The organism is Microbulbifer sp. CnH-101-G (assembly GCF_052466775.1).
Map to the genome: position 1 here is coordinate 2,013,646 of NZ_CP174292.1, position 24,501 is coordinate 2,038,146.

Sequence of the window (24,501 nt, forward strand, 5' to 3'; positions counted from 1 at the left end):
CATGCAGGAAAATAATAAGAAACGAGCAAGGAAGCCCGGACTTGGCCAGATTGTACTGAGCACTCTAGCGGGGGCCATTGGAGTTCAGAGCAACAAGAACCGAGAGAAGGACTTTCAAAGCGGCAACATGACCCACTATGTTGTCGCTGGAATTGTCTTCACCATTTTGTTTGTCTTGACTCTGATACTGATCGTAAAGACTGTACTGGGCAATATGGGTTGAATCCTTGCCCTTTCCGAATGCGGGCATCCAGCCCGCTACATCACGCACTCTCCGCACAAATACTTATCGACCCGGGTGGCTATCCCCATAGGGTAGTATTGCTTAGAAAATTTATAAGCTTTAAGGGGGGATTTACCCGGTACGACTCAGCTCCGGGCCTGAGCTATTCATTAGCGGACGAATAGCGGATCAGCGGGTGGAAACCCAGAAAATACAGGTGACGACAAAGATAGCGACGAGAGCCACGGCGGCGATGGCATCTACAAAATTGTCTTCTTCAGGGGTAACAGCTACTTCTTCATTCATCGAATTTCTCCGATTACCATTATTGTTATTCAAAGTAGGTGAGCCGCAAGTAGCGGCTGATCAAGTAGAGCAAATTGAGTCTGCAGTTGCAAGGCGGACCGGGGTTGGATCGTAGATCCATCCATTTATAGGGATCAGGCTTGTGTTATTCAGCATTTAAAGACCGATAAAACTGCGATTACAATTCAGATGACTACAGGCACCCGCGATAAGGACGCTAACTATATTCGCGAGCGCACCAGTAATTTCCATACTAAATTGAAAATCATTCGGGGATATTGCTGCGCATCCCCTGGCAAGGCTCCGCAACCAGTTCCACCATATAAATTACAGGAACTCTTACAACAAACTCAATGAGTTGTGTAAATTCCCCCTTCTTTATATTCACATCTGCATGCATCCTTGCCAGCGATCCGTTTGCAGTTATAAGAGTTAATAAAAATTTTAACACTGTCAACTAACTCCACACCTTAGAAAGTTATGCAATTTCTTTAGTAAAAGCATGATATAGCCTCCAAGAGAAATGGCTATTCCCTTGAAGACCATATTCCCTATCCAGCAAGAGTTAACAGCAGAGCGTCATTACCTAAGGCAGAAACTTACTAAAGCTCTAACTAGAGCGTCACCTTGATGTTTTTCGGTGGATGGCAATGAAATACTACATAGGTGGTTTCCGGAGTGTAGTAACATGTAACATCATAATGATAACCATCGTCTTGCTCATCTCTTTGTACAGAGGGGAACATCTTCTCATTTTCCTGCAATGTCTTTCCTTTTAACCACTGTTCAACAAAGTAATCTATTGCTATCAATGCAGCCGTCTCTGCACGCTCGTTGTAAAAGGTACTCAGCACCCTATCCGCACTGGGGTTATCCTTGTAAGAAATCTGGCTGCCATCAGTATTTCTTTGTTGGATATTATTTTTACTGCAATATCCATGCACTACTTTATCGTGCTTAGACTGATAATCGAGCTCAAGATATACCGATACATTCATCGTCAAAATAGAGCGGCTACCATTTTCATGGGGCTTTGGATTTTGATAGTCCAAATCAAAATCACCAACAGGGTAAACAGCAGTCCCCATTTCTTTTATATCTTTTGGTAATGGCATAACATTTCCTTTTATGAAGTTAATTTAAGCTTCTGCTTCAATCTAAATTACACAGCCATGTTTCTTATGTGCAACCTTTACTCAAACAAACATGAGCAATGTCAATATGGGAGATAAGAGAATTGTTATACAGAGTGAAGCTTTTCATCTTCATAAACACGGAATTTATATCTTTTCTATTTCCTAATCGGTGTATTCTGGTTTCCGATTGAGCCATCTAAACTTTAAGCTAGTTTGTTGCCAGTAGTATCTTTATCAACTTAACTATTACTGCCAATAATGAGACTTTAGTAATCCCGGGGGGCTTTGCGTTAATTTAGGGCACTTGTACTGGGAGCTTCAGCGAGTGCTTTCAACTCGATACATTCAATAGTGATTCCTGTGGTATTACTATCATGAAGTTTCTGATAGTTGCATTGGTAGGCTGCACTCAATCACTTTCTCAACGTGGCCGATCAGCTGGCGGCCACAGTATTTGCGCCATTGTTTTTCATGCGCTAGTAACGAAGAGCTAGTACCAATGAAATACTACCTTGCAAGAACTCCATTATTAGCTCCATGACTAGAAGGGAGCTACAGCCAAAATCTACGTTCTTTTCAAGCGAATTACAGCTGTATTAACTTCGAATCGAGTCTCTTGTCTTGCTGTTAGCGATGATGGATTCATTCTCGCAGAGAATACACGAGGGGACTCAAGCAGTAGAATCCAGCTAAAGCTGCTATAGCTACCTAGCCAATATGATCAGATTTTCATCAATCTGGAACCCGCTCACCTCAACGTGCCCCTTCCTCTCTAGATTCTTTGGCTAGAGACCCCCATAACACGCTCATGACCATTGAAGACCTTAAAGGTGAACACCGCAGATTTCTTCCCAGAGGATCTCCTCGGCTTCATGCGAGATACCCTAGCTAACCCTCAGAAAACGTTGTCGCTATAATCCACAGAAGCAACCGCAATCAAATACGATCAGCGGAAACAGAAACCGCTTACTTGTCAGTTCCACTAAGTATTAACCCAGCAGTAGCCCTCTTATAACTGTTGGTTACAGACATAGCGGAAAATATTGTTATTTTTTGCATAAGCGTGCTGGTATGTTAGGCGCCAGCGGAGAACCATCCGGGACTTGCCCCTTTCTCCACCATCCGCGCACAAAGGCAATGGAATCAAGCTGTTATGTATCGATACGACGACCGGGATCGCGCCATCATTAACGATCGCGTTGCCCAGTTCCGCGGCCAAACGGAACGTTACCTCGCCGGCGAGTTGAGTGAGGAACAATTCCTGCCACTGCGCCTGCAAAATGGCCTCTATATTCAGCGACTGGCCCCCATGTTGCGCATCGCCGTGCCCTACGGCCTGCTCAACAGCAGCCAGCTGCGCCGTCTCGCGCGCGTCAGCCGGGACTACGACAAAGGGTACGCGCACTTCACCACGCGTCAGAACCTGCAATACAACTGGCCCCAACTGGAAGATGTACCCGCTATTCTGGCCGAGCTGGCCGAAGTGGAAATGCACGCAGTTCAAACCAGCGGCAACTGTATCCGCAACACCACCTCTGACCCCTATGCGGGCATCGCTCTCGACGAGATTGCCGATCCGCGCCCCTACTGCGAACTGATTCGCCAGTGGTCCACCTTTCACCCGGAATTCGCCTTCCTGCCGCGCAAGTTCAAGATCGCGGTGAGTGGCTCCGAGCAGGACCGCGCCGCGATTCGTGTACACGACATCGGCGTGCAGATTGTGAAGCGCGGCGAAGAAATTGGATTCCAGGTGCTGGTTGGCGGCGGTCAGGGCCGCACACCGGTTATTGCCGAGACGATCCGCGACTTCCTACCGGAAGAAGACCTGCTCTCTTACCTGGAAGCGATTGTGCGTGTGTACAACCAGCTGGGCCGCCGCGACAACAAGTACAAGGCGCGTATTAAGATTCTGGTGAAAGCTCTAGGCCCCGAAGAATTTGGTCGCCGTGTGGAAGAAGAGTGGCAGCACATTAAAGACGGGGTAGAGAAATTGACCCCAGAAGCTCTGCAGTGGGCCAAGTCCTTCTTCACCGCGCCCGACTACAAGACCTTTGATGGCGCCGCCAGTGAAGCTGCCCTACAGCAACAGGCCGATAGCGACAAGGCTTTCGCGCGCTGGTTGGATCGCAACACCTACCCTCACCGGGTGCCGGGTTACCGCGCCATCAAGCTCTCCACCAAACCTACCGGTGTGCCCCCCGGTGATGTCACCGACCGACAGCTGGAGGCCATTGCCGATCTCGCCGATGCCTTTAGTTTTGGAGAAGCCCGCGCTACCCACGATCAAAACGTGGTTCTGGCCGATGTGGAACAAGGCGAGCTTTACGAGCTGTGGCAACAGGCGCGCAAACACGGCTTTGCCACGCCGAATATTGGCACCCTCACCGATATGATCTGCTGCCCCGGTGGCGATTACTGCTCCCTGGCCAATGCTAAGTCGATCCCTGTTGCCGAAGCGATCCAGCGTCAGTTCGACGATATGGATTACCTCTACGACCTTGGCGACCTGAACCTGAATATTTCCGGCTGTATGAATGCCTGTGGCCACCACCATGTGGGCCATATCGGCATCCTCGGTGTGGATAAGAAGGGCGAGGAGTTCTACCAGATCCAATTGGGCGGCAGCGCCTCCAACGAAGCCAGCCTGGCCAAGGTATTGGGCCCCAGTTTCTCACGGGCTGAAGTTCCCGAAGTAATCGGCAAGATCCTCGATCTCTACGTCGAACAACGCCAGGCCGAAGAGCCCTTTATCGACACCTACAACCGCATCGGCCTGCAGCCCTTCAAGGAGAGAGTCTATGCCAAAGCCAGTTAAGCTGGGCCCACAGCCGGGCAACCCCACCGAGTTGATTCTCAATGGTGAAGTGGTCACTAATGAGTGGAAGATACTGCCGCAGCTGGAAGAAGGGGAAACGTTTGATATAAACGCTTTGCCCTCCGGCAAAGTGATTGTGCCGTTGCATCAGTGGCAGGCACACCGGGAGGCCCTGGCCAAGCGCAGTGCTGAAGTGGGCGTCTGGCTAGACAGTGACGAAGGTGCAGAGCTTATCGGCAGCGAAGCCGCAAATTTACCCTTGATTGCGATTCACTTCCCCGCCTTCGCCGACGGCCGCGGATTTTCTGCCGGTCGTTTGCTTCGCGAACGCTTTGGCTTCAAAGGAGAGCTGCGCGCAGTGGGCGGCTTTATGCGTGACCAGCTCACCTACCTTCAGCGCTGCGGCTTTAATGCCTACGCTTTCGAAGGCGAGCAGCCTCTCACCAGCCTGAAAGAGTCCTTACACGATTTTGGGGATAGCTATCAATCTGGTGTGGACCAACCTCTGCCGATGTTCCGCAGACGCTTCTAAAGCCTGTGCCACGTTAAGTGTGCCCTACCTTCATTGACTAGGGCACACTGTTCTCCCCTACCACTCTTCTATGCCAATACCCCATTTCAAAGCCCCGCTTCAAAGCCCCACTTCAACCCGCTTTCAAACTAGCACCTTCTCCTCTCAAAGAAACTACTGCCCTCAATTATTTAAACCGCCGCATCCAGAAGCGCCAACCCATTACCATAAACAACATCGGGCCCCGCTCCCGATACACGAAATGGTATCTGATTCAAATCCCCACCGAGTGAGCTAATAGCAAGCGCCACCCGCTTTAATTCCCGAGCACCTGGCCGATAGTGGCCACTGTGGTTGTTGACCTCGAGTATTTGATAACCGGCGCCCAGCACAATGGTTCCTGCACCTAAGACCGGCCCACCTGCCATAAATGAGGAATGATGAAAATGACCTAAATTTTTTCTTCCGACATAGAAATTTCGCTGTGAATCCACAACATAAATAATATTGCCCGCCGTATTTTGCAGGATACCCAGCTCAAACCTTCTTTGCAGAGGAATAACCAGCGTGTTTCCCGTAAATGTTGCGCGGTGTTTCAGCCTGTCCCGGTCGGAGAGATAACGGACATTGCCATTGCGGCCATGGGTCGCCTGATGGTTGGGATGATGCACTTCCGGCCAATAAGGAGTGGCTACCATTTTTGCCCCTCTTGAGCGGCCTAAAAGCCCTAGCGTTGCCAAAGTGGAGCGCAGGTGCCTCCAGCGCCTTCTAGCTCGCTCTCTTTTTTCTTCCTCAGTCATAAGATGCTTCCTTCCATGAAGTGATTAAGATTAATAGGGGCACCCTAGCCCCAAACATCACTTAAAAGAGTATTGAAAGCAGCATGAACAGCTTATGAATAATACGAGCCAAAAAATGCCTCATAAGGAGTTTTCTCTGGTCAGGCCAAGTCCTGAACAGAGATATGCAATGAACGCTCGAAGAAAAGTCCAATATTTTAGACACTTTCACCGAGCACAAACTATGGATCAATACTTAACGTTAAATACGTCACCCAATATTAAATGCCTAGCACCCGGTGAAAAAGTCTATCAAAATCCGCTATATCCATCTTAGGTCGCTCCTCAATTGAGTTGGCCACCCCACGGTCCAAATTTTCTTGAATCCAGTGATCAAGGCGGGCATCCAGAACGACAAGACTGCCTTCGTCCAGCCCTTTCTTCTTCTCAATCAAACTGGATATCAACTGCAGCAACCATTCCTCTTGTGCATTCACCAGCAGCTCTTTGCACATCTGCATAAAATCGACCGAGGGAATAGCCATAAATCTTTTTATATAAAGTGCATTTAGGATAGAACGCATTACATAAAGCAGTTTTTTGACTTGAATTTCTTTGGAACCCTCATCATTTTTTCGAGCAAATTTGGAGTAACAATTAAATCCCATACTTATATAATGGTGCGCCAAGGCTCTTGGTTGCCAGCATTTTTTGGCAAGGCTGCAAAGTTCATCCCAAACCTCTCGCTGACTGAGATAAACTTTTGGAGAGAACAACCATTCAATCAATGTCGGGTTGCTCCCCCGCAACAAACCCAATGCTTTGCTGATATCCCAACCGACCAGGTCAAGCTCATCACCTAACGCTTTATCAAAGGGCACCTCCACAACATCTCTTGGGTTTCCAAGAGTCAGATAGTGGTTGAGATCTCGCTTGTAAATAAAACGCACATCCCAGTCACTATCTGGTGACTCAAAGCCCCATGCCCGGCTGCCAGATTCACAGGCATACAAAATTTCTATGCCCTTCTCAGCCTCAAGTGTTTTTATTCTATTCTGTATCACCAATTCCATAGATTGCTATCTACCAATTTGCCACTGTAGAGAAGTAAAACATAAACCGCTCACTGGAGGCTCCTTCCCTTTACTTTATAGCCACCGACCAAGTATCCCAGCAATGACCCAATAAGAACTGGAATAGAGATCAAACCCATTAACAACCAGCGATCCTGTTTAAAATGCACATCGAAGTGAACCAATGAAACATAAGCCACTGCGCACATCGCAACAACAATGGCTATCAGCACTCCCCAAGTTACAAGATTCGCCGACAGGACCGCACCGCAACTTTTACAGGTACACTGTATCGAATTGATGCCACTACACCAGCCAATCAAAGCTATGGGCTTCTCATTACAATCAGGGCAATTTTTCATTATTACACCAACCTCTAAATCTAAGCTAAAACTAGCTATAGCCTCGCACCTGCGGCCTGAAATTATATTTAATATTCATCTATGCAGAAACGTCTCCTCTACATTAACCCGAGCTTTGGAAGAGAGGGAATAATAAGGAGGAAAACTGTTTATCACGCCCCTCCAATCCCTATAACACTGCCACCCATACCCAAAACGTCCCATAGAAACCCAAGCTCGAAGGTTAAGAGTGCCTTCTTCCCATAATGAGCGAAACATCTGCTATCATCGCGCCCGCAAAAACCTAAGGGGTGGCCAAGGCCTGAGATGCTGCGAGATCAAGAAGATCTTTTACAGCAAACCCTTGAACCTGATCCGGTTAATACCGGCGTAGGAATAGGTAGGCATACCAAAGCCCTTCCCTCGTCGCGCTCCGGGTCTCTTTCATTAGTGTTGATCCGAGAGAGAACCATGAAGAAACTGTTCACAATCCACCCGATTGCTTTATCCATCGGCCTTATTGCGGGCTCGCCTAGTGGATTGGCTTTAGCTGCAGAGCCCTTGAACAGGGGGCTTGAAGAGGTGGTAGTGACGGCTCAACTGCGCGATACCAACCTGCTCGATCTGCCAGGCAGCGTCAGTGTGATGGACGCCAGCAGTATTGAGACGCGAGGCGCTGGTAACTTGGACCAGCTGTTGAATATGGCACCAAATGTCAACTTCTCTACTGGCGCTTCACGAGGACGCTTTATTCAGGTTCGCGGTATTGGTGAGCGCAGCCAGTTTATCGACCCAGTTAATCCTTCCGTAGGTTTGGTCATTGATGGGATCGACTTCACTGGTCTTGGTCTGGCTGCCAGCACCCTGGATATCGAGCAGGTAGAGATCCTCCGCGGCCCTCAAGGCACCCTGCATGGTGCTAATGCCCTGGCGGGACTGGTCAACATGCGCAGCGCGGCACCCACTTCAGAAACTACAGGCAAGGTCTCTGCCGAACTGAGTGAATATGGTGGCCGCAGCCTCTCTGCCATTGGCAGCGGCAGCCTGACCGAGCAGCTTGGCTTCCGTATTGCCGCCAGCGAGCGAAAGTCCGATGGCTATATGGAAAACCAATACCTGGGCCGCGATGACACCAACAATATTGATGAGTCCGTGCTGCGTGGCAAACTGGCTTACTCACCGAGTGACGACTTACAGCTCGGCCTGACACTCTTCTACCTTGATGCCGATAACGGCTACGATGCCTTCTCTTTATACAATACCCGCGAAACCCTCTCCGACAAGCCCGGTCGGGACCAGCAGGAAAGCTGGGCAGGCGCTTTAACTGGGCAGTGGTCGGGTAACGAAAATTTTATTCTTGAAACCACCCTAAGCCTCGCCAACTCCGATACCGAATACGGATACGATGAGGATTGGAGTTATATAGATTTTCATCCCTGGGGTTACAGTCAAACCGATAATTACCAGCGGGACAAAGACAATACCAGCCTGGATCTACGCCTGCTTTCCACCGAGGCCTCCAAACTCTTTGCAGGACACACTAGCTGGGTACTGGGGGTTTATCATCGCCATGAACAAGAAGACCTCTTACAGGTTTCAGGAGCAACTGAAGGCATAACCACTGAATACAGCTTTTTTAGCAGTGAGTTTGATACCAAAAACAGCGCAGTTTATGGGCAACTGAGCACCACACTGAGCGACACCCTCAACCTGATTAGCGGGCTTCGCCTGGAAAGGCGTAGTGCGGATTATTCTGATTCCTATACCACCAAGGCAGATAGCAGTGAGGACTTGTGGGGTGGAAATATAACTTTAGAATATCATTATTCCGAAGACACTTTACTGTACGCCACTGTTTCACGTGGCTATAAGGCAGGGGGGGTGAACGGGGCAATCATCGCAGAGTTTGCGGATAATGTAGAAGCTTACCGTGAGATGTTCGAGTTCGATACAGAGCATTTGCTTAACTACGAACTTGGAGCCAAAGGCAATTGGCTGGATAACCGTTTACAGGCCCAGCTAGCAGCCTTCTACCAGGATCGCAACGATGTTCAAGCCAAACAATCACTTTTCAACCCTGAGAGTAAAAAGTTTAGAGAGTATCTGGGCAACGCAGCGGGCGGTAAAACTTATGGCTTTGAGGCGGAAATAAATTTCCAGGCTACGGAAACTGTACGCCTCTTCGCTTCTGCAGGCTGGCTAAACGCCGAGTTTGAGGACTTTATTAGTAGCACCCACGTAGACACGGAGAAGGACAAAGAAACCGGTATAGTGCTACCGGTAAATCTGGATGGCCGTGATGTAGCTCATGCACCAAGCTATCAGTTCTTCACTGGCACCGAGATTGATCTCAGTGCCCACTGGGTACTGCGTCTGGAATTGGAAGGCAAAGATGAGTTTTACTTCTCCAATAGCCATAATGAAAAATCCACTGCCTACGAATTACTCAACGCCCGTCTCACTTATCGGGCTGACAACTGGGAAGTCTCCCTATGGGGTAGAAACCTGACCGACGAAGATTACAACACCAGGGGCTTCTATTTCGGCAACAATCCAGTTAATGGCTATGCTCCAGAAGCTTACTATCAACGGGGTGAACCACGTATTGCCGGAGTAACCAGTACTTATACTTTCTAACAAATCATCGGTAATGTAACCGACAAACACCGATAACTGCCCGTGAAATATTAGATACATAGCGTACCTGCTATTCACGGGCTTAATCTGGTTAGGTAGCGAAGAATTGAGAATCGTTACCACTAGGTCCTTTGCGAACAATGGGGAAAACTATGCAACTCTCTGTAGAAATCAGCATGTACCCACTAAAAGATGAGTACATCCCCAGTATTCAAGATTTTATTGAACGTCTGAATAGTCATTCAGGACTGAGAGTGATCACCAACACCATGAGTACTCAGGTATTTGGTGAGTATGATTTACTAATGGATATCCTAAAAATAGAAATGCGTAAATCCTACGAGCAGTTTGGACGCGCCATTTTTGTTTGTAAATTTATCGATGGCGACCTAGCCCCGGCAGAACCCCATGCTTGACCCCGAGTTTCTTGAAATTATTCGCACCTCAATTGCGGCCATGTCCCTGTGGGAAGTTGCAGCAGTTATTCTGGCCCTCGCCTACCTACTACTGGCGATGCGCGAGAAAATCAGCTGCTGGTATGCCGCATTCGCCAGTACCGCAATCTATTTGGTTTTATTCTGGGATGTCAGCCTGCTGATGGAGTCCGCACTTCAGATTTTCTATCTAGTCATGGCTGTTTATGGCTGGTGGCAATGGCGCCACCACAGGGACAAAAACAAAGATCTGAAGATTCACCGGTGGGAACTACAAACCCACTTAATGGTGTTCAGTGGTGTTGGTATACTAACCGTATTATTCGGTTATCTGCTAGATAACTTTACCAGCGCCGCGCTACCCTATCTCGATTCCTTCACCACCCTGGGAGCCGTGGTGACCACCTATATGGTGACACGCAAGGTCTTGGAAAACTGGATCTACTGGATTGTGGTGGATGGAGCCTCCATCTATCTCTACCTGGATAGAGGGCTCTACCTCACCGCGCTGTTGTTTTTGCTCTACGTGGTGTTGGTTGTTATTGGTTTTTTCCAATGGAAATCCATCTATAACAGGCAGAATCAAGCTGAGCAAACCCGGTTTGCCTCTACAAAAAGTGGCCAAGTTTCCAACGCTTAACAGCGATGCGATCTAGCCCCCAGTGCCTATGAGCGATACTCAGAATGATATTATTCCCTGCGACTGGCATCTCTGGAGCCAGTCCAGGCCAACTTTTATACGGGCTTTGGCAGGCGGGCAAACCAATAGAACCTATCTAGTCTCATCAGGGGAGGAGCTTCTGGTTGTACGCCATAACTCCCCTCTCAGCCAGGCGCTGGACCTGAACCGGGCAGCTGAAGCCCAAGTCCTCAGCAGAGCCAGTCATGCCGGGCTCTGCGCGCCCCTTATTTATTGTGATCCTCATTGCCAATATTTGGTAACTGAATTTATTCAGGGCCAGCCCTGGCACAAAGAGACCGCTGGTGCCTTGGAACAACTTGCCAAACTGCTCCGTAATATTCACTCTCTCCCGGCAATAGGCAGTCAACTCGATATTGAACTGAAGATTGACCACTATTGGTCATCAATTGATACTCAAGCCGATTTCTATCCACTTCTACAACAGTTGCACAGTGAATTATCAACCAGCTTTAATGCAACAAAGGCTATTCATGATAACCCATGCCTTTGCCACAACGACCTAACCAAAGAAAACCTAATTAAAAGCAGTAGCGGGCAACTTATCGCGATCGATTGGGAATATGCCTCCATGGGGGATCGGTTTTATGACCTTGCCGCACTGGTCGAAGAACACTATCTATCCGCAGCACAGCAACAACAATTACTAGCTATTTATCTTCAACGAACACCAGACAGTAATGACTGGCAGCGCCTGCACCACTGGCGGTTAATTTACAAGTACCTATGTGTACTTTGGTATGCTCTGCAATGGAGTGCCAAAAAAGAACTCTGTGATTCAAGCGCCATTATCACTCAGTGCCAAGCTTTGTTAACATTAGCTGCGTCCACTCCCGATCGCTAATTAAGAAATACCCTTTACAAACCAGCATTGACTGGTTATTGCTCTACAAAGATATAATCGTTGCAATCCTGCAAGGATTACCATCAACACCAACGAGTATAGGGAGATACCTGTTATGGCCAGAACGTTCTTTATCTTTTTACTACTATTTGCGACAGCCACTAGCCATGCCGAGAAGAGACCGGAAGCATTCAACACTATCGACAAGCTTTTCGCGGCTATGTCGAAGTTTGATCATCAGGCAATGAGAAGTACGGTTACCGATTCCTTCATTCTATTGGAACACGGCGAAATCTGGACCATAGAGGATCTGGTTAAAGTGGTTAAGCCCTCTGGCTATACCAGAACGAATTACTTCAGCATCATCAACTACGAACAACAGGGCAATCTACTCACTGTGAATTACTGGAACAAAGCTAACTTTACGCAAAAAAACAACAGCGAGGAGGTTATCTGGCTTGAGAGTGCAGTACTGGCGAAGGTAGATGGGAACTGGTTACTCACTCAAATGCATTCCACCCGACTACCTGCGGGCAAAACTCCCAACAAGGTTACTTTTATCCAGCAAAAGCTCTAAGACAAAGCAAAAGCCAGTTCGAGTGGGCAGGCCTTATGGGCAGACATAAAGGCCTGCCCATTATCCATTGTAAGGATCACCGCCAGTACCACCCCAGCGCCTTTCCCTCCTCCCCATGGCATCATGTAAAATACGCAGCAACTATACGATGCATAGCATTAATTACCCTAGGAGGCGGCTTTATGAAGCTAAGAGTGTACCTTTCCGGTGAAATTCATTCTGACTGGAGAATCCAAATCATCGAGGGTTGCAAGAAGCAGGGATTGGACATCACCTTCTCATCCGCAGTTACCGATCACGATGCCAGTGACGCTGCCGGAGATGGTCTTGGCCAGGAGTCCAACTCCTTCTGGCGGGATCATAAGTCGGCTAAAGTCAATGCCATTCGCATCAAACACTCAATTGAGAGCTGTGACCTGGCCATTATTCGCTTTGGTGAGAAGTACAAGCAATGGAACGCTGCATTTGATGCAGGCTACTGTGCGGCCCTGGGAAAACCATATATTACCCTGCATGATGAATCCCTGGTACACGCCTTAAAAGAGGTCGATGGTTCAGCGCAGGCCTGGGCCCAGAACCCTGCACAGATAGTCGATATCCTGCAATACCTCACTACCCAAGCCTAGACTCCAGTATTGCCACCGCCAGCCAATGACGGCGGTGGCTCGTTTATTATCAGTAGCCTATCCTATTTGTACCGATATTTAATAGAAAAATCCTTAATGGAAAAGAATATACCCGGCTCTTTCCGCAGAACCGTGCTTTCTTCCAGTTCCACTTTCATCCACTTTTAATGAAAGCGAACCCGTTGGGCTCCCAGGGTCTCCATTCAATACTAGCCAACCACCATCTCGACCATCAACGCCCATAATTGAGGCAATGGCATGGCTACCCACTGCCGTGGGATACAAAGACTCTCCGCTATTACGCATGCCTTCTATGAGATCCGGCCCTACCGCTGCTGTGAACTGCATACCGGAAACCACATAGGTACCTGCTTCAACGACAATCAGGCCAAGCTGCTCATTCAAACGGCTTCCGGAATTGATACTGATCCCCTTCCCCGCAACGAATGCCGCTTCAACCGGCAACCCCAGATCTTTTATGCCTGACTCACTGGCGCTCCAAAAATGAGAAAAATTGCTATCGTTATAGGTCATAACCTGCCCTATAACCACCGGTTCTACGTAATCCTCCGCATTAAGCATTTGCCGATCCTCGGCTTCCCAGTTCCCTTTTTGCCCTGTAAGGCTGGAAGTCACTCGTTGCGCTTCCATTTTAACGCCATGCGACTGTTCCGTATAAACCCCTTGCTCCACCACAATGTAAGTTAGAGACACCGATACCGTACTACCGTTACCCATGACATCCTGAGCCATAACCTGAAACGTATTACCTTGTGCATTACGTATTCTTGGTACCGTCGCCACATGGGCAGAGGTATAAACTGGTGTTGCGACTACGACCATATTGTCATAGTGATTTTCAAGCGTAACTGTTTGCCAGTTGCTGGTGACATTCGTTAAAACGCCATGCTCTATTTTTAAGCCGCACTGGGCTCCCTCAACCACCATCGAAAATACTTTGGAGTTATTCGTGGCAATGCCATCCGATATTTCAAAATGTATGCCGTTAGTGGCCCCCAAGTCCGAACAAGAGGGCGTACCAGAAATTTCTCCCGTTCTGCTATCAATCACCAACCATTCTGGCGCATTAACAATTGAAAAGACCATATTGACCGTATCCTGCTCGTCTCCGTCATGCCAGGAAGGAAAGAAGGAAAATGAATCACCCACCTGTACAGTATGATCTTTTATGGAGGCATCTATAAAAATTGGAGCTTGATTCGCAACCAAAGCATCTTCAATATCCACATACCAAATGCCCGAACCAACAAGCCCTCCTCTCTCTCCCCGATGAGAGGCCATTAACAAATCCCCGTTGCTATCAGAAAATATATCAAGTATTCCATTTAAAAACTTGGTGCTTTGGGGTTGATGTGGGCCTGAGGAAATTAATTGATCCAATGCCCAGGTACCACCTGTTTGATTTAAAAGAAATACCGCATTTTGTTCACTCCAACTCCCCATAACTACACTCTGAAAATAGCTTCCAGCCGCCGTCACAAAATCAATTCCACTGGGAGGTATCTTTTCTCCGTTATATTCAAGCATCAAAACAGGCCTCCCTTGTTGAGAGGGGTCTGTCTCTATCAATCCCAGCGACTGAGCCACAATCACATTCGGCTCCGCACTTTGTTCATCACGCCAGTCACCCACGGCACTATTCCGCTTAGGGCAACCATAATCGGTTCCCCTTATCAGCTGATAAAATTGATCCCTTGGAGTCCCATCCTCGGCAGTAGGGTTAGGACAGCGGAAATTGATTGAAGAAGCATCATTTACTGCATGCATTGTGGTATACAAGCTTCCTTGAGAATCTGCAGCCAATCCAAATGGATTGCGCAATCCCTGGGCGTAGCTACGTATCTTCCCGGTATCCTCGCTGGTAAACACCTGAATATCACGGTCATGTTCCTGACGCAGTGCCGATAGATATTCAGCATGACTACCAAAACTGTCAGGGTCCAAATCACCTCCAATATCGAACCAAGCAATATTTGAACTTGCGGTATCTTCCAGCTTCAGTAGATTTTCAATAAATAAAACGGCTGCCGTATAAGCATGTTCATTGGTTTGCGTATCACCTCTTGACCCCAGAGAAATAAAGAGAGAGTTACCACTGACATGCAAGTGTTGGATTTGGTGGTGGGCGACACTTAAGGACTCGGCAATAACCTGGCGCACCTCATCGACTGTATTCCCCTCGGCCTGGGTTTCTCCCCAGATACGATCCCCATCATCATCACTAAGCCGGATAATATTCTGAAAGAAGTCACTACCACCACTATTGTGTAAGACCACGGTAGGGGCTAGGTACATAAAGACCTTTCCAGGAAGACCCGTTTGTGCATTGATCGCATCGGGGTCATAGTGAAAAGCCATACCAATCGCACCATGACAACTATCTCCTGGAGACCGGCCTGGGTTACCCTCATTACACTTCCCATTAAGGGGATTTCGGGTGCTCTCAAACACAGATCCAGATACGGCAGTCAATAAATCATCCTCGAACCCTCCTTCCACTTTGTCTGATACCTGGTAACGATAGGCAATAACCCCATGAGTCAATGTGGCGGCGTAAACATACTCCGTATCTCCCGGAGCCATGGAAATTTGTGTATAGCTCGGCCGACTAAAAGACTCATCAGAAGTTGAGTGTTCAATCAAAGTAAAGGTCTGCTCACCAAATACAGACTGCTTACCTTCATCTATAACAAAATACCTTGCATACAGCGGAGGACTCAAAAAAGAAAAAGTAGCCACTAGGACAAGACAAACACATCCAATATATGATCTAAGTAAAATCATCTTTTCCTCAACAATTCACAAAATTTGAAAATTTCAGTTAAATGCACTAACAAACTGACAGCCAGGCAGTGAGCATTAACCAGTAATGCAGATAAAAACCAGCCCTAGATATGAAAGTAAAAAAAGTGGAACTCAAATCTAAGAGGTAAAGAGACAAGCAATTATTGCTGGACCGTTGTAAATAGGAACTAAAACCATCGAAAATCATCAGCCATTCCCCAGACTACATGCAGGCAATTACTGAATAGTAACTTTTTAGGTTTATAAACCTCACGCTTATCGATACTTACCATTCAAACACCATCTTTTTAACTTTGGCAGAAATATTCTCTGGATCGGCAACCCCAAGAAGGTAGTAGCGTCTACAATGCATTCCTCTGGCACACTTAACACCTATAGACTTATCTTTTTTGATCTCATGATTCCATTTACGCTCACCCCGGATCAAAAGATTGCCGTTATCCAGAGTAATATCACCAGGATCGAATCCAGGAACATCCGCCTTTACAAGAAAAAGAGCATCTTCTTCAGCCGTATCAACCTATGGCGTTCACTCACGGGGCGGCACCCCCTCTTCTTCAAAAAAGGGCGGTTAGCGTACTGATCTCTTCATATATTGAATTCTCGAATTGGAGTTAATTAATCTATCAAGGGTTGGTATGGACGCAAGCTAGTATAGCCATGAGAATATAAGCCGACTAAAAATGGCGCTAAACTCAGACTATAGATACTGTCATTAAAGAACACAAAGGCATAACGTTGATGAGTAAACTCGAAGAACCTACTCAGGAGAAGTCGAGATAACTTTAACGCCACTCTGACTCTGCCTGATAGAAACGTTAAGGTTTACAGATAAAAGATTCGGCCAGAGTGAATACTAACCCAATTAATGATGAGCCCATCATAAATTATCTGATTAAATATCTTGGAGGGCATCGTGACAATCAGCAAAGAGGTCTGGCAAGGCCAAGCCGTATATTCCAAGACACATTTATGGCTCTATGATTTTTGGGTGCTTTATTTGTCAAATCGTTATATCTGGCACTGTCCAACCCCGACAATCCTTGAACAATTCAATCAATACGCCAGTGCAAACCATTTGGATGTGGGTGTTGGGACCGGCTACTTTATGGATAAATGTCGCTTCCCATCGTCTCAGGTTAGGCTGGGACTTATGGATTTGAACCAGAACTGTTTAGAGGTTTCCGCCAAACGAGTGGCAAGATATAAGCCCATAAAGTTTCACACAAATGTTCTCGATGAAATGCCTAGCAATGTAGAGCCTTTTGACTCCATTTCTCTCAACTATTTGTTCCACTGCTTACCGGGCAGACTTTCAGAAAAGCTTATAGCGATCGATCACCTCAATACACTACTTTCAGATCACGGCATCGTCTTCGGCTCTACACTATTACATGAGGGGGTACACAAAAGTGCTATCGCCAAAAAATTGATGGCCTTTTACAATAAGAAGGGAATATTCTCTAACACCCAAGACTGCAAGGAAGATTTAGAAGAATTTTTACAAAGTAGGTTTTCTGAACACTCTATTATAATTCAGGGCTGTGTTGCACTTTTTATAGCAAAGAACAAAAAATAATCACAACCCTAATTGATGAAAAAACTATCTTAATGTTTTTTTGAGCCTCGCTGCCATACACCTTCCTTGTTTTGGTCATGGTAAGCCAGCCAAACCACAGAAATTCCGGCTGCACTCTTGGCCTTCATAAGGCGCGCATTGTCATAACCATTGTAGGGAACATCAAAAACAGATCCTGGATACTCATAAGCACAGGCGGCCTCTCCTTGGGACCAATCAGCCTCAGTGAAAGTAACTTTCCAATCGTTTCCATCACGACAGGCAAAATGATAACTATTCAGGCAAGGGACATCATTAAAACGGCCATTAGCCTTAGAAACAGCACAATTCTCGTTGTCACGCCAGTTATTGGGCTCTGTGCTTTCCCAAGACCAGAGCAAATCGTCAGGCTCAAGATGCCCCGCACTACCATCGCCATTGAACCAGAACATCTCAAAAATGTTGAGGCCACAGGAGAGGTAGCCACTCACATTGGATTCGGTAATTTCTTTGTCTTGCGGCCCTTTACCACCGCTACCAATACCATAGAGGGTGCTTGGATCATGCAGCCGGGTCATTTGCTTCCTAACATCAGATGTTATCAGCTCACAGGCGTTAGAATCAGACGGCTTGCTAAATTTATCCTTATAGAAATTCCTATATTGCAGGCCCAAATGAACCACAGATCTAAACCTTCCAGACTGCGGGCATACGGAGTCCGTATTAATAGCAATTACATTCTTTCCGGCATCCAACACATCCTGCTTGCTTATAGAATCCACCGGCAAACCCACACAGCTATTCGAGCCCCCACCTGAGCGATTAGCTTCATAAAGATAGTTGCCCAACTCACCACGTAACTGGTCTGCTATCTGGCCATAATGATCGGAGTTAATTTCAAGCTTTAGCATTATCACTGACTGAAGATTCCCCTCCTCCAACCACCGAACAATGCTTTCTAACCCCCTGCGAAATTTCTTTTCACCACCAGCACAGATACCATGACATAACCGTAATTGGTTTTCTCCAAAGAATGTTCCGTAATCACCAACATCTAAGGTAAGCTCTCGCACACCAGAGTTTAGCTGGTCATAGATCGATATATCCTGATTGGGATCAGCCCAATAGGCGCTATCCCACTCACGCGCATTGTAGGAGTTGTGGGTACCCACCCATAGGGAATGATTGAAAGGGACATCTTTATCCAACTGTTCTTGAAGGGATAATTGCATAACACCCTGAGTGGTAGTCGATTTAACAACTGAAGCCAGAAGCAGGCCTGTTATGAAAATTACTAACCGCCCCAAAGCTGACACTTGGGCCACTTGGTTTTTTCTTATCATGATATTCCTGTGTCACTATCGTGACATTATTGTTAATATTTATTTTTATTTTGCCCTATAAAAAATGCAGCACTCACGGTTAGAGCCACCAGATATTAACCAACCAGATATATAATTCATAGCTCCAAAAAACTGACTACCGGATTAGATCCAGCTAGCACTCAAAACCAAACTTTCATGCTTTGAAGGGAAAATTTCCCTGAAAAGAGGAGCCTGTCAGCCAGTATCGGCACCAGACGGTTGTAGAAAGAAAAGCCAACTCCCAAGGTCAAACAGCTACTCAGTAGCTGGCCTCTTTACAGAGTCATATTAAAAGACAGGCAAATAACTAACAATAGTAGTAGCTTATTTATTCCACTAGAAGCTCATACTAAAAAGCTCCACCTTATAATAGAAAGTGGAGCTTGTATGCTGAGGTAGCGGCTAAAAAATGTAGAGGAATATTTATTTGCCCTGCGATTCTCCAACCAAAAGCACCTTGCCGTTACGCTCACCTGCCGCAGCGACTTTAACTGCTTCCTTCACATCACTAAGGGGGTAAGTAGCATGTACCGGTGCTGCCAATTTACCTTCAGCGACCAACTTGGTAATCGTTCCAAAAACTTCCTGCTGTCGCTCAGGGGAAGCATTTGCAAACCACTTGGCCAGCCAAAATCCGCGTACGGTAATATCCTTAAAGATGATCACTCCTGGCGCGAGGAGGCAGGGTTCCCCACTCAGGGCGCCATAGTTTACCAGCGTGGCGCCTTCACTAAGGGCTTCGCCCAATCTAGCAGTAGCCATTCCTCCCACGGCATCTATGCCCAGGCGAATCTCAGCACCTTCGGTTGCAACTTTAACCCTTTTAGCAAGGCTCTCCCCTTCCTGCTCACCATCCACCAGTACCACATCGGCACCGGCTTCCAGCATAGGCTCGATCAGTGAGGATCTGCGCACAACATTGACTACCTTAAGTCCGCGAGTTTTTGCCAAGCTGGTCAGATAGGTTCCCACTGCAGAGTTTGCTGCGTTTTGAATCACCCAATCCCCTTCTTTCAGGTCGACAAACTCACTGAGCAAGAGGTAAGCCGTGGGGGGGTTAATAGTGATCATAGAGAGCTGTATGGGATCTACCTCATTTGGCAGAGGGATAAGCCCTTTGGCATCCGCCACCATATGACTAGCCCAGGTGCCACTGCCAACGGGTAACAAGACAGTTTGACCTATTTCCGGCCCCGACACATTTGGACCATGCTTGACGACCTTGGCAACTCCCTCATTCCCACCGACGGCAGGCAAAGGCGGCAACATGCCGTATTCACCTGTCAGCGTGAGTACATCTGAGGGGTTAATGGGTGTGGCCAGCATTTCCAACAATACCTGCCCCTCTTTCAGCTCCGGCTCACTAAATGAAACCGCCTCAATCACATCTTGGGGTACTGGACCGCGCTCATGATATTCTGCCTTTAGCATGTCACCTTATCCTTTAATAAGCCTTGTATCCACTTCACCGTAAACAATCTCTGTTTCACGGCCAGTCGAAGCGGTTAAGTCTACTTAACATGGGAGAGAGTTCAAGAATATCAATCGGGCACAGATAACCTGAGGCAACGGCTCAAAGTTACCTGCAAGTTTCTCTTCAGCCTAGACAAAGGCTACTTTTATTCATAAACGTCTTGTTTTTGTTGATTACATGACGCCATTAATTCAGGATCATTATGCAAGAGAGGGAGATGCCTCAAGAGCATTTTGTAAACCTGGAGCAATTACGGAAGGCAAGCTGTCTAACAAGCATTTGCGTAGAGTGAAATTATGACTAACTCTTCTTTGCCACTATATTTTTACTAGCCCCTCGCATTTTAAATGAAGAATTTTATCTACCTCTTCTATCAACCCGCCCAACATCACAGGCTTAGCTTCAATTAAAAATCACTACCAAGAGAGCACATTCACCGAGAATCGAAAAAAACAGCTGGCAATACCACGATACAGCACTTCACAGAGGAATAAAATCTTTAATCAAAATTCATTGAACAAAGAGCCCACCCCAACCAGATCAAGTATTCCGCCTACAGTATCACCCCCCTTAACCGACCATCTTGCCCACAAAAACATCACCCAATAATAAGAAAAACCAGCACTAAGCAAATATTTTTGAGCAAAAGTAAAATTTTATAAAGGTATGGCAACTTGTACCAAATGTTAGTAAGGTTTGAAAAAGTGCCAAATAAGTCTTGCTATTGGTCAATTATCAATGGATGTACTGGCTAAGCTGTATTTTCTGCTCCAGAAGCAGGATCATTTTTCCGATCAGAGTGGTGGGATAGTTGGGCATATAGAGCCCTCAATCCCCTTCCCGCTTTTGGCCCTCTGCTCTAAAACGGACACCCCTCACTCCCTCAGAAAATTCACAATGGGAATTTGTATTCCCAATTTTTCCACACCAAAAAGCTCTTATTTCAAGATCTGCCATGAAGTATAAGGAGAATAAAAATGGGACTCTGTATTGATTCAAATAACATCGTCTTTATTACCCAGGTGAGAACGGCGCTTAACACCCTGTTAGGCGGAGTTGGCACTGCTCTTGCCTACACCTCCGAGAAATATCGTACCGGTGGTCGCAATGTGTTACGGGTGAGTGAAGGCGCGGGTATTCTGACTGCTGCTGGTCTCAGGGCCAACAGCACAACACTGATAAGACGCCTGATTGCTAGCCGCCACGATACACGAATTACCGAACATCATGCGCTGGGATTCAGGCCCGATAAATGGCTGAAAGACCAGATCTGGAGTGGGTTCAAGAATTATATTCCCTTGATAAGTGCCGACCAGGGCTTTATGGCAAAAGTGATGAGCACCGGCGCCAGTGGTGTAGTTATGTGGAATAACAATGTTTTTCAAACAGCCAATCTTACCAATACCGGAACTGTAGTTATGGGCAACTGCCCAAGCTATATTACGCTGGCCCATGAGCTGGTACATGCCGACCGCTGTAACCGTGGCCTACATCTTTCAGGCGCTACCAATTCCACCTACCTTGCCGACCAAAGGCAAAATCCCATGAATAGTGTATTCCGTCAGCAAGGTAATGGACTGCTTATGGCCAGGGTTACCAATGGTGGCAACAACCTCGTATATAACAATACGACAGTGTCCAATCTCAATAATATGATCACAACTAGAACCGCAGGTTGGATTTGGGTTGGAGGGTCTATGGAGCCAAAAGAAGAGATAGCCACAGTAGGCCTGAGTGATGACCAGAATAATATCCCCAATGACCTTTTAGCCATCAATGAGAATATGATACGTGCCGAGCACAATGTTCCCCGTAGGATGAAGTATGGGCGCATCGGCAACTTGAACTAACCGTGTCGTTAACATCAAAAGAATGGATCAGGCTAGCCCGGCACAAGGATGTGCCGCCTATACAGGTTCTTGTAATTGAGTTTCAGCTAATTTAGGGATCACTAACAATAAAATTTGGGCAAATTATATGTAGGAACATTTAAGGAGGTTGGGCGTGTTTACCAACAAACCTATGTTGATACCTATGCAAAGGTAGCCCATTGCAAGTTGTACACCACTAAGACGCCAATCACAGCAGCAGATCTTCTGAATGATCGTGTATTACCGTTTTACGCCATGCATGATCTGCCGGTGTTGCGTATTTTGACTGACCGCGGTACTGAATATTGCGGCAAGCTGGAGCAGCATGATTATCAGTTGTACTTGAACATCAACGAGATAGAACATACCAAGACAAAAGCCAGGCACCCACAAACAAATGGTATCTGTGAGCGCTTCCATAAAACTATATTACAAGAGTTCTACCAGCCATCGTTATGACGAAAGATCTATGGATCAATAGAAGAGCTACAAAAGGACCTGGACGAATGGCTCGTATATTACAATGATGATCGAATTCATCAGGGTAAAAAGTGTTGTGGTCGCACACCGATGGCAACCCTTGAAGAGGGTAAAAGTATCTGGAAGGAGAAACTCGTAAACTGAATTTGACCTGACAGAGCACCTTCTGAGAAACCGGTAACTGTCAGATCAAGTCTGAACTACTACAAATAAGGGTTATAGGCTTGGCTATTCTCCGGCATTGCGATAAATGGGTTCACACTTAAGAACCTACCAAGGTTGTAATCATTTGCCCGGCCATTCATATGGATTAATTCCACGCCATCCAGATGCTCATGATTAGTGAAGCCTCGCCGGGTGGTAGACCTGCCTAACAACCCTCCCATAGTATCATCTTCGTTCAAATCCCTGGCTTTTCCAAACAGGTCAAAGCCCCTTCTCTCCTTGATATTTCCAGCTATATCACTGATGCTCTCAATGGAACCCAAGTGATCCTTCTGCAGAAATTCCCAGCCTGTGGATTGCACTGATCCATTCTGACTCTCTGTATGGTACTGAGCAAAGCCAGTTACGGTGGTGCGCTCCACCACAGTGGTATTACTGCCCTGCCGTGTTTCCTCAAACTCATAGGCTCCAAAGTAATAATGTATGGTATGGCACGACCATCAGTAGCTACCTGCTTGTAGCGGCGATTATTCGGGCCGTTGTAATAGTTAGCACCATTCCCATGACCTTAGGTTTGTAATTGACCCCATAACTGATGGTCCGCATCCCGTCGGCAGTTAAGTTCCATTTAGGTCATACTGATAGCTTCTGGTGCTTGTGTCTTTTAATACAACCTGGGTTACTATATTAGAGCTGGCATTATTGAAGTTTCTACTTCAGTTGCCATATTGATAGGCATTCGAAGAACTTCTTGAAAAATCCGTTTGTATTGTAAATTGCCAACACCATCGTAACCATAGTTTACAGTAGTATCCAGTATAGAGGGTGTATGGACATCCCAGCTGCGGCTGGATTGGGTGAGTCGGTGTAGCTCATCATAACAAAACTTTCATCGACGCCTGCAATCGCATTTCTTCTGTGCTGCAGATTTCCATAGCTGTCATATTGCTCGTAGATAAGGCTGGATTGAGTGCAGCTGCCGATGCAAGCACTGAGACAGCGCCGGTCCAGAAGGACTGTAGCATTGAAAGCACTCTCTTCAATCAAGGCATTGGCAAAGCTTTGTTGGGTAATCGCTTCTCTGCAGTTGCGCTTATCAAGCGTGTGCAACCTGATTCCTGCTGCAAAATCCCAATCTTTAGTAATACGACCGGTCTGGTTGTAGGGTGTTTCGATAATCGTGCCATCTGGGTACTATAAGCCTGTGATCCGGCCGTGATTGGTATCCCATACGGTTTCCTGTTCGAAAATATGATTGTCGATTTGGGTTATACGGGAAATTTCCCTTTGAAGACTGTCATAACTGTAAATACGTTCGAACTCGGGCCTGCCGCTGTTACCAGTATATCCCCGATCCAGAGTACTGTAGGCACTGTCATCAAACAGAAAATGATGGGCGAAGTCACTACCGGGATAAGTATCTGTTATCAGGCCAAGTGAATCGTAGCTAAAAGTGGTTACCTACCCTTTACATCCTGCTGCCTACGCAGCTCCCCAAGCACATTGTATAAGAATTGCCAGCTGCCCATATTCAGGTCGTTCAGGGCAAGTTTGTGGTTAAAGCCATTGTAACTGGCCGTGATTGCGTTTCCTGAAACATCCTAGATCATCGCCACATTGCCAAAGGCATCGTAACGATACTGGGTGAACTGCCCCTTGGCAACTCGATGGTACAATGGTTTGCAAAGCACACTGGTACGGCTCGCCATCATTAATACTAACCCGAGGCCGTTCGGAGTGACCATGATATCGGTGGTGAGA

At 46.8% G+C, this 24,501-nt stretch carries 20 protein-coding genes, 2 pseudogenes and 1 riboswitch; of the genes and pseudogenes, 12 read left to right on the forward strand and 10 right to left on the reverse strand.

The window, feature by feature from the left end; genetic code table 11:
* Nucleotide 1: 1 nt before the first annotated feature.
* Complete coding sequence (locus ACJJID_RS08860; RefSeq protein ID WP_444922401.1) at nt 2-223, forward strand: DUF2970 domain-containing protein; 222 nt, start codon at nt 2-4, stop codon at nt 221-223.
* Between the two features lie 571 nt (nt 224-794).
* Here the strand turns inward: ACJJID_RS08860 and ACJJID_RS08865 are convergent.
* Both ACJJID_RS08865 and ACJJID_RS08870 read right to left on the reverse strand, forming a co-directional pair.
* Nucleotides 795-980 (reverse strand): hypothetical protein, encoded by a 186-nt coding sequence (locus tag ACJJID_RS08865; protein WP_444922402.1) that lies wholly within the window; start codon nt 978-980, stop codon nt 795-797.
* A 163-nt stretch (nt 981-1,143) separates the two neighbouring features.
* Entirely contained in the window at nt 1,144-1,644 is a 501-nt protein-coding gene (locus ACJJID_RS08870) for a hypothetical protein (protein WP_444922403.1), read from the reverse strand.
* Nucleotides 1,645-2,818: 1,174 nt separating this feature from the next.
* On the opposite strand from ACJJID_RS08870, the gene ACJJID_RS08875 reads away from it, so the two are divergent.
* A complete protein-coding gene (locus ACJJID_RS08875) occupies nt 2,819-4,480 on the forward strand; it encodes a nitrite/sulfite reductase (RefSeq protein WP_444922404.1) in 1,662 nt (553 codons plus the stop codon).
* On the forward strand, nt 4,464-5,012 hold the full coding sequence (locus ACJJID_RS08880; RefSeq protein ID WP_444922405.1) for a DUF934 domain-containing protein: 549 nt from the start codon (nt 4,464-4,466) through the stop codon (nt 5,010-5,012). Before ACJJID_RS08875 ends, ACJJID_RS08880 begins: the two co-directional genes overlap by 17 nt.
* 170 nt (nt 5,013-5,182) lie before the next feature.
* On the opposite strand, the gene ACJJID_RS08885 is transcribed toward ACJJID_RS08880, so the two are convergent.
* Together ACJJID_RS08885 and ACJJID_RS08890 are read right to left on the reverse strand one after the other, a co-directional pair.
* A complete protein-coding gene (locus ACJJID_RS08885; protein WP_444922406.1) occupies nt 5,183-5,791 on the reverse strand; it encodes a hypothetical protein in 609 nt (202 codons plus the stop codon).
* A gap of 260 nt (nt 5,792-6,051) precedes the next feature.
* A complete protein-coding gene (locus ACJJID_RS08890; protein WP_444922407.1) occupies nt 6,052-6,843 on the reverse strand; it encodes a nucleotidyltransferase domain-containing protein in 792 nt (263 codons plus the stop codon).
* Nucleotides 6,844-7,481: 638 nt separating this feature from the next.
* Nucleotides 7,482-7,598: riboswitch (TPP riboswitch) on the forward strand.
* A gap of 57 nt (nt 7,599-7,655) precedes the next feature.
* Between ACJJID_RS08890 and ACJJID_RS08895 the strand changes: the two genes are divergently transcribed.
* From ACJJID_RS08895 to ACJJID_RS08920, 6 genes are all read left to right on the forward strand, one after another.
* Entirely contained in the window at nt 7,656-9,821 is a 2,166-nt protein-coding gene (locus ACJJID_RS08895; protein ID WP_444922408.1) for a TonB-dependent receptor, read from the forward strand.
* Between the two features lie 152 nt (nt 9,822-9,973).
* Entirely contained in the window at nt 9,974-10,237 is a 264-nt protein-coding gene (locus ACJJID_RS08900; protein ID WP_444922409.1) for a hypothetical protein, read from the forward strand.
* Nucleotides 10,230-10,895, forward strand: a complete 666-nt coding sequence (gene pnuC, locus ACJJID_RS08905) for a nicotinamide riboside transporter PnuC (RefSeq protein ID WP_444922410.1) — start codon at nt 10,230-10,232, stop codon at nt 10,893-10,895. The genes ACJJID_RS08900 and pnuC overlap by 8 nt, the downstream gene beginning before the upstream one ends.
* Before the next feature lie 28 nt (nt 10,896-10,923).
* Nucleotides 10,924-11,799, forward strand: coding sequence for a phosphotransferase (locus ACJJID_RS08910; RefSeq protein ID WP_444922411.1), 876 nt, complete (start codon nt 10,924-10,926; stop codon nt 11,797-11,799).
* Between the two features lie 115 nt (nt 11,800-11,914).
* Nucleotides 11,915-12,376, forward strand: coding sequence for a nuclear transport factor 2 family protein (locus tag ACJJID_RS08915; RefSeq protein WP_444922412.1), 462 nt, complete (start codon nt 11,915-11,917; stop codon nt 12,374-12,376).
* A 182-nt stretch (nt 12,377-12,558) separates the two neighbouring features.
* Nucleotides 12,559-13,002 (forward strand): YtoQ family protein, encoded by a 444-nt coding sequence (locus ACJJID_RS08920; RefSeq protein WP_444922413.1) that lies wholly within the window; start codon nt 12,559-12,561, stop codon nt 13,000-13,002.
* Between the two features lie 93 nt (nt 13,003-13,095).
* Here the strand turns inward: ACJJID_RS08920 and ACJJID_RS08925 are convergent, their stop codons facing one another.
* Nucleotides 13,096-15,807, reverse strand: a complete 2,712-nt coding sequence (locus tag ACJJID_RS08925; RefSeq protein ID WP_444922414.1) for a putative Ig domain-containing protein — start codon at nt 15,805-15,807, stop codon at nt 13,096-13,098.
* Between the two features lie 286 nt (nt 15,808-16,093).
* Nucleotides 16,094-16,330, reverse strand: a pseudogene (locus ACJJID_RS08930) (Hsp20/alpha crystallin family protein); the annotation flags it as partial.
* A 414-nt stretch (nt 16,331-16,744) separates the two neighbouring features.
* Here ACJJID_RS08930 and ACJJID_RS08935 point away from each other — a divergent pair.
* The gene (locus ACJJID_RS08935; RefSeq protein WP_444922415.1) at nt 16,745-17,407 is read left to right on the forward strand and encodes a class I SAM-dependent methyltransferase; all 663 of its coding nucleotides are present in this window, start codon (nt 16,745-16,747) and stop codon (nt 17,405-17,407) included.
* A 29-nt stretch (nt 17,408-17,436) separates the two neighbouring features.
* Here the strand turns inward: ACJJID_RS08935 and ACJJID_RS08940 are convergent, their stop codons facing one another.
* The gene (locus tag ACJJID_RS08940) at nt 17,437-18,729 is read right to left on the reverse strand and encodes a hypothetical protein (RefSeq protein WP_444922416.1); all 1,293 of its coding nucleotides are present in this window, start codon (nt 18,727-18,729) and stop codon (nt 17,437-17,439) included.
* A gap of 444 nt (nt 18,730-19,173) precedes the next feature.
* Nucleotides 19,174-20,181: a zinc-dependent alcohol dehydrogenase family protein gene (locus ACJJID_RS08945; RefSeq protein ID WP_444922417.1), complete on the reverse strand. Its 1,008-nt coding sequence runs from the start codon at nt 20,179-20,181 to the stop codon at nt 19,174-19,176.
* A 1,020-nt stretch (nt 20,182-21,201) separates the two neighbouring features.
* Between ACJJID_RS08945 and ACJJID_RS08950 the strand changes: the two genes are divergently transcribed.
* Nucleotides 21,202-22,074 carry a M91 family zinc metallopeptidase gene (locus tag ACJJID_RS08950; protein WP_444922418.1) on the forward strand — a complete coding sequence of 291 codons (873 nt, stop codon included), beginning with the start codon at nt 21,202-21,204 and terminating at the stop codon, nt 22,072-22,074.
* A gap of 126 nt (nt 22,075-22,200) precedes the next feature.
* A pseudogene (locus ACJJID_RS08955) lies at nt 22,201-22,719 on the forward strand (integrase core domain-containing protein); the annotation flags it as partial.
* A gap of 59 nt (nt 22,720-22,778) precedes the next feature.
* Here ACJJID_RS08955 and ACJJID_RS08960 read toward each other — a convergent pair.
* On the reverse strand, nt 22,779-23,165 hold the full coding sequence (locus tag ACJJID_RS08960; RefSeq protein WP_444922419.1) for a hypothetical protein: 387 nt from the start codon (nt 23,163-23,165) through the stop codon (nt 22,779-22,781).
* Nucleotides 23,166-23,541: 376 nt separating this feature from the next.
* Entirely contained in the window at nt 23,542-23,850 is a 309-nt protein-coding gene (locus tag ACJJID_RS08965) for a hypothetical protein (protein ID WP_444922420.1), read from the reverse strand.
* Between the last annotated feature and the right edge of the window lie 651 nt (nt 23,851-24,501).